The organism is Bacillus sp. MZGC1 (assembly GCF_002998605.1).
Taxonomy (GTDB): Bacteria; Bacillota; Bacilli; order Bacillales; family Bacillaceae; genus Bacillus.
Map to the genome: position 1 here is coordinate 341944 of NZ_PVRE01000003.1, position 11789 is coordinate 353732.

Here is an 11789-nt window from a genome sequence, read left to right on the forward strand (position 1 = left end):
AAACCCCTCTATCCACATGGGATAGAGGGGTTTCTTTATACTCGTGCTGCCATATCTGTTTCGATTTGTTCTAAGCTTCTTCCTTTTGTTTCAACTAGCACAAAACGGGTGAATAATAGTCCGATTAAGCAGATGACACCAAATGAGGAGAAAATGACACCAAAGCTGAATTTGTCTGCCAGGATAGGGAACACGAGTCCAACAGCTAACGATCCCGTCCAGTTAAAGGCAGATGAAATACCTGCGCCGATACCTCTGACAGAAAGCGGGAAAATTTCGCCGATGATGATCCACGTGATCGGTGCCCATGAGAAGGCGTAGCACAAGATAAAGCAGCAAAGTGAAATTAAGGTCACCCAGTTTAAAATCCCTTCACTAACGCCAAGTGCACCTAATGCAGCTGGTGCAAAGAAAGAAAGAGCCATGCCCGTTCCCCCTACGGTGAGAATCGTTCGGCGGTCGAATCGGTCGACAAATTGTAAAAAAATCACGGTGGTGACGACAAAAATGACACCGACAATCACTGTAAAACCTGCGGCAACTTGAGGTGCAAGCCCTACATTTCGAGCAATACTTGTTGCATAGTACACAATGGAGTTCGCCCCTTGAATTTGCTGAAGGGTCGCCATCCCAACCCCTATGAAAAGAGCCATTCTGAATTTCTTTTGGAACAATTCGCGAATACCAGAGCGTTCTTCTTTCGCGACTTCTAAAATTTCCTGCATCTCTGCTTCAATTTCTTCACGAGAAGAGCGTAGTGATCCTAATACTTCCCGTGCTTTATGCGCCATTCCGTGTTTAATTAAATATCTCGGAGATTCAGGGAGCCTCAGCATACCAATATAAAGCACGATAGCAAATAAAGCGGCACTACCGAGCATCCAGCGCCAGCTGTCTGGAATAGGTTCAAACACAAATGCAACAATATAGCTCAGCAATAGTCCGCTCACGATCATGAGCTGATTGAGCCCAGACAATTTCCCGCGAATTTTAGCAGGAGCAATTTCAGACATGTATGCCGGCACCAAAGATGAGGCTGTACCAACGGCTGTTCCTAAAAAGATACGTGCAATGGTTAATGAAATCTCTTCTGGTGCAATAGCTGATCCGATCGCTCCGACAAAAAAGATAACGGATGAGACCAAAATAAGCTTTCTGCGGCCAAATTTATCCCCTAAGAGACCGCTTAAAATGGAGCCAATGATGGCCCCGCCCATTAATGAAGAGACAACGATTCCAAGCCATAATGGGCTGAGCTGAAATTCTTGCTGAATATGTCCCTCTGCCCCTGCAATAATCCCAATATCATATCCGAATAAGATGCCTGCAAAGGACCCGAAAAAGAAGATAAATTTGCTTGACACTTTTTTCTCCAAGTGGATGACCCCCTCACTTAATTAACCGCTTTCATTTCTCCCGGTGCTTCTACTGTAAACAGTAGAAGACGTTTCACCCTTCTATAAAACCACATATTCTGCATGAACAAGCTTTGTAAAATGAACAATTTGATCAACCGTTAAATTGAGGGATACGACTGTATGATGACCCCCGCCTTGCTTAATCCATGCTTTGACTCCGTCCTGAAAATTCGGCTTGATTTTCCAGAGCACACGTGCAACCGGTAAATGAGGTGCTGCTTCCTCCGGCTCAAAGGCTTCGACTTCTTGTATGAGCCATTTGAAATGAGTCCCAAAGTCAGCAATGGAAACAACAACACCTTCGCCTGCTTTTCCATCAAATACAAGGCGAGCTGGATCCTCCCTGTTTCCGATACCAAGTGGAGATACGACAATCACAGGTTTCGTATGGGCGAGCGCTGGATCTACTTCTAACATATGAGATTGCAGCACTGCTTCCTGTCCAGAGGACATTTCATACGTGTAGTCCTCCATAAAACCAGTGGATTGATGATGACTCATCACCTTTAATAATCGGTCCAGTGCAGCAGTTTTCCAATCGCCTTCCCCAGCAAAGCCATATCCCTTTGCCATCAGCCGCTGTACCGCAAGTCCTGGTAGCTGTTTCATTCCATGTAAATCTTCAAAGTTTGTCGTAAAGGCATTGTAGCCGCCTTCATCTAAGAAGCGTTTAATGGCGATTTCATAACGTGCTTGCACCTTGACACTTTTTTCCCATTCTTCAACTGAATACGTTCCATAATCCACATCATATTGCGTTAAATACTCCGCAAATAATGCATCTACTTCTGCTTCTTCTACTGCATTGACATATTCAACGAGATCGCCTATTCCAAAGTAATCAACGGTCCATCCTAGTTGAATCTGGGCTTCGATTTTATCGCCTTCTGTTACAGCCACGTGGCGCATGTTGTCACCAAACCTAGCCACTTTAATCTGAAAGCTCTCATGATAGGCAGCCGCCACGTCCATCCAATCAGCGATTTGCTGCTGTACGTCTGACTTAGACCAATGACCGGTTACAATTTGATTTTGTTTATTTAAGCGTGCATTGATATAGCCATATTCTCTGTCTCCATGTGCAGATTGATGAAGATTCATATAGTCCATGTTGATCGTGTCCCACGGAATCTTCTCATAATACTGTGTGACAAGATGCAAAAGAGGCTTTTGCAAAAGGTTGGTCCCGCGTATCCACATTTTTGCCGGTGAAAATGTATGCATCCACGTCATCACGCCGACAACCTCATCGCGATAATTGACCTCTTTCATGAGCTTTGTGATTTGATCCGCGCTGACAGCCAGCTCCTGAAGGATCACTGGGTAAGGAAGTAAACCACTCTCATTTAAGGCATCCGTCATCTTTTGTGCATCTGCTTTTACTTTCTGCAGTGCTTCATCTCCATATAAATGCTGCGATCCAACAATAAACCAGCATTCTTTATGTTGACTTGTTAACATAGAAATCCCTCTTTTCTTTATCTTGAAGGTTTTTGTCCGTAATAGGCATGTTCTCCATGTTTTCTTAAGTAATGTTTATCTAAAATTCGCTGCGGGAGAGGCTCCGCGTATTCGTTTAATTGCTTTGCGAACAGATTCATTTTGGCGACTTCATCTAAAATCACACTGTTTGTGACCGCACTTTTTGCATCTTTCCCCCACGTAAATGGGCCGTGACCTTGAAGCAATACACCTGGCACCGCCATCACATCTAGGTTTCTTTCCTCAAACGTTTCGATGATCAGCCGGCCCGTTTCTACTTCATAACCTCGATTGACTTCTTCTTCTGTCAGAAATCGAGCACATGGAACAGCGCCGTAAAATGTATCGGCATGCGTTGTGCCCATTGCCGGTAAATCAAGACCTGCCTGCGCCCAAACGGTTGCCCACATGGAATGGCTATGTGAAATACCGCCAATTTCCTCAAAGTGTTTGTAAAGAACAGCATGTGTTGCTGTATCTGATGAAGGGCTGAATTCCCCTTCCACTACTTCACCGTCAAAGTCGACAACAACCATGTCTTTTGCTGATAATTGGTCATACGCTATGCCGCTCGGCTTAATAACAAACAAACCACTGTCACGATCACACGCACTGACATTGCCCCATGTAAATTTCACAAGTCCGTATTTCGGCAAATCTAAATTCGCTTCAAATACTTCTTCTTTTAAACGCTCTAGCATACGGTTGTCACTCCTATCTTTGGCATCAGATGTGCTACTGCCGCTTCTTCAATCGGAAGGCCCTCTTGATAGCGCTTTAAAAATTCGTCAAAGCCTTTGACATCAAGCGGATCGGGTTTTATGAGCTCTTCTGATGTATGGGTAAACACTTGATGCGTGAGAAATTCAACCAATGTTTGCTTTTGATGGTGAACCATATAGGAAGCAAGGACAGCCATCCCAAACGCACCGCCTTCTCCCGCAGTGGAGACGACTGATACAGGTGTATCAAGCGCTGCTGCGACCATTTTTTGACCAACGAGCGGTGTTTTAAATAACCCCCCATGCCCTAGTAAACGATCAATCACAACCTGTTCATGTTCTTTTAAACGATCCATCCCTATTTTCATTGCGCCAAAAGCAGAAAAAAGATGGGTACGCATGAAATTAGCCAGATTAAAACGGCTTTCAGCTGATCTGACAAAAAGAGGCCTTCCTTCTGGCAGTCTTGTAATATTTTCACCAGAATAATAGCCATAACTTAAGAGTCCGCCGCCATCTCGATCTGCTTCTAAAGCCTGCTGCAATAAGGCTTCGTATACCTTTTCTGACGCCACTTGCATACCCAATGCTTCAAATGCCTCTCTGAATATATTCATCCAAGCATTTAAGTCACTTGTACAGTTGTTCGCATGAACCATTGCGACTGGCAGTCCGTCTGGTGTTGTGACCATATCCACTTCTGGATACACACCCTTTAGCTCCTGCTCTAGCACAATCATGGCAAAAACAGATGTCCCAACTGAAATGTTCCCTGTCCGTTTTTCTACACTGTTTGTTGCCACCATTCCCGTTCCAGCGTCACCTTCCGGCGGGCAAAATGGAATGCCTGGCTTCAAGTGTTTGCCTTGATCTAAAATGGCTGCTCCTGCTGCCGTTAACACGCCAGCCTCCTCGCCTGCTAAATAAACACGCGGCAGAAGGTGACGCAGCTTCCACGGGTAGCCTTTTTCTACGATCAAGTCTTCAAATTGATGGAGCATTACTTCATTGTAATCCTTCGTTTGTTCATCAATTGGAAACATGCCTGACGCATCACCAATGCCAATGGCCTGCTTTCCGGTTAACAGCCAGTGAATGTACCCTGATAGGGTGGTCATATATTCTAAACGGGAAAGATGTTTTTCCTCCTCTAATATCGCTTGGTACAGATGGGCAATGCTCCATCTTTCTGGAATATGAAATTGGAAGACATCCGTCAGTTTTTGACTCGCCTCAATGGTTGTTGCATTCCGCCATGTTCGGAATGGAACGAGGACCTCTCCTGTATGATCACATGCCACATAGCCATGCATCATAGCTGATACTCCAATTGAGCCAATGCTTTGAATGGTCACGCCATACCTTTGCTCGACTTGCTCTTTCATCTCCCGGTACGCCACTTGAAGACCTGTAATGATATCAATTAAGTTGTACGTCCAAATTCCTTCCTGGAGAGAACTTTCCCATTCAAATGTACCTTGAGCAATTGGCTGAAACGCTTCATCTATTAAAATGGCTTTAATTCGTGTTGAACCAAATTCAATCCCTAAAGATGTCCGTCCTTCTTTTAAGGCTTTGGTCGTCTCTTCATGATCCATTCTGCGTTCACCTCCATAGTTGATAGCGGTTTCAATTTTAATTTTCTAGATTCATTGATTCTCTGTGCACATTCACAATATAATATTTGTACGTACATATGTCAATATTAAATATAGTTGTACATACACAATATGACAAAAACCTTCACTTTTCTAAAGCTAACACGACAGAACGGGAAAGCGCCTGTTTTTGATTCGACAACCATGTTAAAATATGTCCATACAATTTCTTCTCAATCCGAGTAGATGATCAACTGAGAAAGAAGTGAAACGATGAAAAAGAAGTACCAGATCATTATCGATGATATAAAAAGCAAAATACTCACAGGGGATTACCGGATCGGGGAACGCATTCCAACCGAATCAAGCCTGCAGGAGATGTATCAAGTGAGCAGGCATACGGTTCGAAAGGCCATCTTAGAATTGTCGAGCGAAGGGTTTTTGCGAAGTGAAAAGGGCTCAGGTACATTTGTGACCAATCAATATCAAACAAAGCCTGCTGGACATGCACATATGAAAACGATTGGGGTTATCACGACATACATATCCGATTACATTTTCCCTTCTATTATTCGAGGCATTGAAAGCCGATTAAACGAAGAGAACTATTCTTTGTTACTGGCAAGTACGAATAATGATGTGGAACAGGAGAAAAAAGCGCTAGAAATGATGCTGTCCTTTGGTGTGGACGGACTCATTGTCGAGCCGACGAAAAGCAATTTATATAATCCGAACATCTCGTACTACCTATCTTTTAAAGAACAGGATGTACCGCTCATTATGATCAATGCCTATTATGAGCAGTTAGAGGTTCCTTTTCTCTGTTTAGATGATGTGAAATCCAGTTATTTAGCCACAAAAGAGCTGATCACCTCTGGACATAAGCAAATCGGCCTGATCTCAAAAACAGATGACTTACAGGGAAAGTACCGAATGAAGGGATATATTCAAGCGCTCGGTGAAGCCAAGCTTAACTTCCTGCCTGAGCACGTCCTCTTTTTCGATACAGAATCGAAGCAGCATTTGGGAGATGATATCAAAACTTTCTTAATAGAGCATCAGCATGAGCTGACTGCCCTTGTTTGCTATAACGACGAGGTTGGATTAGAAGTTGCCAATGTATGCAGTGACATCGGGCTGTCCATTCCAGAGGATCTCTCCATTATTGGACAGGATAATTCGTATATTGCCCAGAAAAATGCCCATGTGAAGCTGACAACATTGACCCACCCTCAGGAGCAAATGGGCCGGGATGCGGCAGACTGGATGATTAAAAAAGTTCAAGGAAAAAAGAATCTCACTCATCAAACCTTTTACGAACCTGAATTGGTTCCAGGTGAAACGATCAAACAAATGAATGCAAGAAAAAAATGAGCCCTTGCCGCAGGAGGCTCATTTTTTATATGATTAGATCTCTTCTTTAGGGGCAGGCACTGCGCATACGCCGTCTGCACATGCTGCTTCAAATGCATTGGCAGCCGCTTTCTCAGCTTGAGCTGCTTCTTCTGTCCATGCCGCTTCAAGTGCACGAAGGAAGGTATCGGCTGGCTGTGCACCTGCCACTGAATATTTGCCATTCAATAAGAAAAAAGGAACAGCAGAAATGCCAAGCTGTCTCGCCTCTTTTTCGTCTTTTCGTACATGATCTGCAAAATCTTCGCCGCTTAAAACTTGCTGTACTTCCTTCAGATCAAGACCTGCTTTTTCTGCAATTTCTAAAAGGGTTTGACGATCACCAACATGCTTTCCATCTGTAAAATACGCTTGAAACAGCTCTCCCATGACGAAATCGCCTTTCCCCATTTGACCAGCATATTGCGCCAATCGATGGGCATCAAAGGTGTTTGTCAACACGAGTGGATCAAATTGAAAATCGATTCCTTTCTCTTTGCCGGCCTGCTTCACCTGCTCATTCATCGCCATGGCCTGGCTGCGGCTCATCCCATATTTTTTGACGAGCATATCATGGACATCATAATCGACATCAACGGGTGCATGTGGATCAAGCTCAAAGCTTTTAAACTCGATTTCTACCTGTTCCTTTTGAGGGAATTGTTCAAGCGCTGTTTCTAGTTGTTTTTTTCCTATATAACAAAAAGGACAGGCGATATCTGACCAGATTTGTACTTTCATCTTCATCTTCCTTCCGAGCTTACGCTTTTTCTTTAACGATGTAACAATTATAGTTACATCAAATAGATGATGTCAAGATTCTGCTCTTGATTTAGATAAAAAAAGCCTCTCCTTCTAAGAAAGGAAAGGCTTTGAAAATATCTATTCTAAATTTGCATGGTGACCGTACATTGTATGTGTGTCGAGCTCTTTTATTTCCACTAAACGTAAAATGACCGCATCGTATGTCAGAAGAAGCGATTGCTCAAATAGCGAGCCCATTGGCTGAATGGTATGATGGCTTCCTTCCTTTTGATCCTTCGGCGCACCTGACAGTAAAATGACTTCATCCGATAGATCAGCTAGAGGTGAGTCAACTGAAAGCGTGAATGCTGCCACTTTTCCACCAATTGCTTTTGCCTTTTTTGCAAGGACTAGCAAGGTCTCTGTTCGACCAGAGCCGCTCCCCACAATCAAGAGATCTTCTTCTGTAAAGGAAGGAGTATTGGTCTCTCCGATCACATAAGCCTTGACGCCAATATGTGTGAGTCTCATGGCAAATGATTTTCCCATCAAACCAGATCTGCCAGCCCCTGACACAAAGACCTTTCTTGCAGTTAAAATGCTTGAGACAAGGCGCTCTGCCTGTTCGTCTTGAATATCCGGCGAGTGCTCAGAAAGCTCATTTAAAATGGCTTTCACATAGTCACTGGTCTTCATGATTGTGCGATCAGCTGCTTCATTTGTGCGGCTACTTCTGCTTTATTATCCTGGCTTGCGATACCGCCGCCGACAATGATCAAATCAGGATTTAATTTCACGACTTCAGGTAACGTATCAAGCTTAATCCCGCCTGCAATGGCTGTTTTCGCTTGTTTGACAACTTGTTTAATGGTCATAAGATCAGCAAATGAGTTTTGACCAACCGCTTGCAGATCATAGCCTGTGTGCACACAAATATAGTCGACTCCAAGCTCATCCAGCTCTTTTGCCCGGCCAGCGATATCTTTGATACCTATCATATCCACTAAAATCTGTTTCCCTCTTGCTTTCGCTTCTTTCACGGCTCCTTGAATGGACATATCTTCTGCCGCTGCAAGAATGGTCACGATATCTGCTCCAGCTTCAGATGCCTGCTGCACTTCATAGCCGGCAGCATCCATAATTTTCAGATCAGCGAGTACACGTAAATTCGGAAAAGCCTGTTTGACTTCTTTGACGGCACGCAAGCCTTCGTTGATCACAACAGGTGTCCCAATTTCGACCACATCAATAGATGCTTCTACTTCTTTGATCAGCTCAATCGCTTCTGGTATATTCACTAAATCTAATGCTAATTGTAATTTCATCAATGTTCACTCCCGTTTTTCATCTCATCTTCAAGAGCTCCGCGAATGATGCATCTTGAACGATGAAATGAGTATAACAACAGGAGTGAAGCAATCCAAGTACGCACTTTTTTTTTACATACTATACTTTTTCGCATATGGTCACAAAAAAGATACTGTCTTTCGACCAGTATCTTTTGCATGTATTACTATTTATCATCCTTTAAGAAATTGCTGTCGATATACTGTTTTCCCCAATCATACATCGCCTCTAAAATCGGCATTAAGCTTTCTCCTAGTTCTGTGAGGGAATACTCAACCTTTGGCGGAACGACAGGATAAACCTCCCGATGCACAATGTGATCTTCCTCTAATTCTCTTAACTGATTGACAAGCATTCTTTGCGTAATCCCAGGCATTAACGACTTTAGCTCACCAAACCGTTTTGTCCCTTCTCTGCCAAGGTGCCATAAAATCAGCATTTTCCACTTACCGCCGATAATATTCAGCGTCAGCTCTTTTTCGCAGTTGAACACTTTATTTTCCATACGTGATGACAACGACATACACTCCTTTTATTACAAACCATTTACCCTATATCATATACTGCGGCAAAATGGATTGCCTAGCATATGGTCTTCGTTATTGATTTTGTTTTTTGACAAAAGCCATCACAGCCTCTGTCATTTTTTGTGCTTCTTTTGGCGCTCTGTCTGATCCAAACCATTTATTCAAGTCACTGTGGCTCAGCGAATGGACCCGAAAGACAAACTTAGAACCTTTATCATGATTCAGTTTTTCTGCAAATCTGTACACCTCAGGGTTTTCCCAGCCTGTAACCAAATAGACAGGAGGTGCATTCTTTTGATTCATATAAGTGACAGGTGATGCCTTTGTCCAATTCTCCTCTTGTTTGCCAAAGACTTTTTTGTACGATGGGATGGCTTGTATAAATTGATTGAGGTTTAACGGCCCGTCTAGAACAACAATGGAATTGATCGTTTTTGGCGACAGCCCCACACGTTTTAAGTAGGTTGAATCTGTGGCAACCAGCGCCGTCAAATGACCGCCCGCTGAGTGACCCATGACATTGATTTTTGATGAATCGATTTGATATTCATCCGCATGATCCTTCACCCATTTAATGGCGTTTGCCGTATCATCTGCCATCTGCTCGTAGTTGGCATCAGGATGAAGCCTGTAATTCATTGAAACAAACACATACCCTTGACCGGTAAAATAATCAGCCTTTGAAGCGACTCTATTCTTATCGCCGCCTGTCCAGCCGCCGCCATGGAGATAGATCATGACTGGATGCTTCTTCTTTTTGTCTTCTTTGCCCTTCGGCATGTACATATCGAGTGTTTGCTGTTTGTTTTGTGTGTCTGCATAATGGATGTTCGTCGTCGGCTTAGGCTGGTTGAAGCGGAACACAAAGAATGCGCATACCAATAAGCCAGCGATGACTGCTGCAAATAAAAGCCACTTCATCATTCGATTCAATGTCATTGCACCTTTCTATGTTGGGATGGGGAAGCATGATTCGCACATATGTAGAGAGACTAGCCCGATTCATTTGAAACGACTTGTATGACTTGAACCGTTTCACAATAAAAAGAAAAATACTGTTCTTCATAATCTTAGACAAAGTAATTCAAACATTCCCAGCCTCTATCCAAAAGTTGAATGTTCAAAAAAAGAGAGGAATCGTTTGTTAACTCCAAATCTTTGATTTGAACAGAAGAGACGTTGGTAAATTTCAGATGAATGTCTGCTTTATGGGTTGCAGATTCGTATGGGATGTGTAGATGAATACAGTTGATCAAGTCGTAATGTTCATTATACTCTTTAAAATAGTGAAATTCATTGATTTGCTTTAGATGGTTGATATTGAAATCACGGATTTGTTTCTGGACTTTTTCATCTAAAAACCATGTCATCGTTTGTCCTCCAAGAGGTTATTATATAAGTGCAATGATTTGTTTTCTTGTTTCTTCATGGTATTGAACATAGGAATGCAATAAAGGATACGATTCAAGGATCTGTTGATACGTTTTGATTTGGGGATATTGCTCTTCAAATGACTGACGCAGCACGTTTAACTGTTTTTTCGGTATTCGTTTATGATCGACCACATAACTTAAGCTGCCTGCAACAAGTGAAAAAAACATATAAAAATCATCTGAGTACATACCAGTTTCTTCTTCAAAAGAGATGATATCATCTGGATAAGATGAATCTAATAAGTATTGATAACGTTGTTTTACATCATCGAATAAACATTGTTTATCACGGCTGATTTTCATGGATTTCTCCCCAACCTCTCATTGTTTTTAATTCTTATTTAGACGCTAATAAGATCTTCCTATACACTGCAAACAAATTCTTGTGAATCGAAACATACGTTTTTCGATTCTATTGCGAGTAACATCCCATTGATGTTAAATAGAAAATTTGCATTTGAATCAAATTCTTCAAGTAGTTCATTGTTCAAGTTCCCTGTATCATAAAGATGAAAGACAGATTTAAAATTTTCTATTTTACCCCTTCTGTTATTAATTCTTCAAATCTAGAATTACCTTACCACATTTATAAATCGTATTTCATGATGAGTGACATTTTGTAATTTTGATTATTTTATTTTCAATTATTCTCTTGAATTACTTTTTACTTATATTTGTAGAATAATTTTTAATTCTTGGACTTCTTTTGTATTACCTCTATAACAATATACTTACTTTAACTTTCGTAAAAGTTTATAAGGTTCCATAAAACTATATACCCTTTTGGCATATCTTCTCATGTTTAAAATTTGGGCAACAAATAAATAACAAAAAATGCGCCTTTTAGTGAATAAAATACTAAAAGGCACATTTCTACTAAAGCTATTTATATTTTCTTATCCATTCTTCCAAATCCTCTTCTGTGTGGAAATAGGAATTGGGAGCATCTTTCAAATCAATTCCACTTAGAAGAATCAGCATATCCCAAACTTTTTCATCATCGACTTCAGGATCATCTGCACTAACATAAATCTCAGCCCAATCAGAAACTTCTTCTCTCGTCATAGTCCCATTTAAGACTTTTTGTATTTTATTTATACAGTCTATCATTTCTGGTTCGACCATA

General features: G+C 41.8%; 14 protein-coding genes. 1 reads left to right on the forward strand and 13 read right to left on the reverse strand.

Annotation, left to right across the window (positions count from 1 at the left end; all coding sequences use genetic code 11):
- Positions 1–35: 35 nt before the first annotated feature.
- From C6Y06_RS11240 to C6Y06_RS11255, 4 genes are all read right to left on the reverse strand, one after another.
- A complete protein-coding gene (locus C6Y06_RS11240) occupies positions 36–1376 on the reverse strand; it encodes a sugar porter family MFS transporter (RefSeq protein ID WP_066030630.1) in 1341 nt (446 codons plus the stop codon).
- Positions 1377–1457: 81 nt separating this feature from the next.
- Positions 1458–2879, reverse strand: coding sequence for an L-arabinose isomerase (gene araA / locus C6Y06_RS11245; RefSeq protein WP_106036894.1), 1422 nt, complete (start codon positions 2877–2879; stop codon positions 1458–1460).
- Positions 2880–2896: 17 nt separating this feature from the next.
- Positions 2897–3601: an L-ribulose-5-phosphate 4-epimerase gene (locus tag C6Y06_RS11250; RefSeq protein WP_106036895.1), complete on the reverse strand. Its 705-nt coding sequence runs from the start codon at positions 3599–3601 to the stop codon at positions 2897–2899.
- A complete protein-coding gene (locus tag C6Y06_RS11255) occupies positions 3595–5220 on the reverse strand; it encodes a xylulokinase (protein WP_106036896.1) in 1626 nt (541 codons plus the stop codon). Before C6Y06_RS11255 ends, C6Y06_RS11250 begins: the two co-directional genes overlap by 7 nt.
- 273 nt (positions 5221–5493) lie before the next feature.
- Here C6Y06_RS11255 and C6Y06_RS11260 point away from each other — a divergent pair, with 273 nt between their 5' ends.
- Entirely contained in the window at positions 5494–6594 is a 1101-nt protein-coding gene (locus tag C6Y06_RS11260; RefSeq protein WP_106036897.1) for a GntR family transcriptional regulator, read from the forward strand.
- A gap of 33 nt (positions 6595–6627) precedes the next feature.
- On the opposite strand, the gene C6Y06_RS11265 is transcribed toward C6Y06_RS11260, so the two are convergent.
- From C6Y06_RS11265 to C6Y06_RS11300, 9 genes are all read right to left on the reverse strand, one after another.
- The gene (locus C6Y06_RS11265) at positions 6628–7353 is read right to left on the reverse strand and encodes a DsbA family oxidoreductase (protein WP_106036898.1); all 726 of its coding nucleotides are present in this window, start codon (positions 7351–7353) and stop codon (positions 6628–6630) included.
- A gap of 141 nt (positions 7354–7494) precedes the next feature.
- Positions 7495–8052, reverse strand: coding sequence for a 6-phospho-3-hexuloisomerase (gene hxlB / locus C6Y06_RS11270; RefSeq protein WP_106036899.1), 558 nt, complete (start codon positions 8050–8052; stop codon positions 7495–7497).
- Positions 8049–8681, reverse strand: coding sequence for a 3-hexulose-6-phosphate synthase (gene hxlA, locus C6Y06_RS11275; RefSeq protein ID WP_024718772.1), 633 nt, complete (start codon positions 8679–8681; stop codon positions 8049–8051). Before hxlA ends, hxlB begins: the two co-directional genes overlap by 4 nt.
- 188 nt (positions 8682–8869) lie before the next feature.
- On the reverse strand, positions 8870–9226 hold the full coding sequence (gene hxlR / locus C6Y06_RS11280) for a transcriptional activator HxlR (RefSeq protein ID WP_060596621.1): 357 nt from the start codon (positions 9224–9226) through the stop codon (positions 8870–8872).
- 76 nt (positions 9227–9302) lie between these two features.
- The gene (locus tag C6Y06_RS11285) at positions 9303–10169 is read right to left on the reverse strand and encodes an alpha/beta hydrolase (RefSeq protein WP_060596620.1); all 867 of its coding nucleotides are present in this window, start codon (positions 10167–10169) and stop codon (positions 9303–9305) included.
- Positions 10170–10300: 131 nt separating this feature from the next.
- Complete coding sequence (locus C6Y06_RS11290) at positions 10301–10600, reverse strand: hypothetical protein (RefSeq protein WP_223250479.1); 300 nt, start codon at positions 10598–10600, stop codon at positions 10301–10303.
- A 21-nt stretch (positions 10601–10621) separates the two neighbouring features.
- Positions 10622–10966, reverse strand: a complete 345-nt coding sequence (locus tag C6Y06_RS11295) for a YxiJ family protein (protein ID WP_060596619.1) — start codon at positions 10964–10966, stop codon at positions 10622–10624.
- A gap of 59 nt (positions 10967–11025) precedes the next feature.
- Positions 11026–11154, reverse strand: a complete 129-nt coding sequence (locus tag C6Y06_RS20690; protein ID WP_423190654.1) for a YxiG family protein — start codon at positions 11152–11154, stop codon at positions 11026–11028.
- A 391-nt stretch (positions 11155–11545) separates the two neighbouring features.
- Positions 11546–11788, reverse strand: a complete 243-nt coding sequence (locus C6Y06_RS11300; RefSeq protein WP_050943707.1) for a DNA-binding protein — start codon at positions 11786–11788, stop codon at positions 11546–11548.
- Between the last annotated feature and the right edge of the window lies 1 nt (position 11789).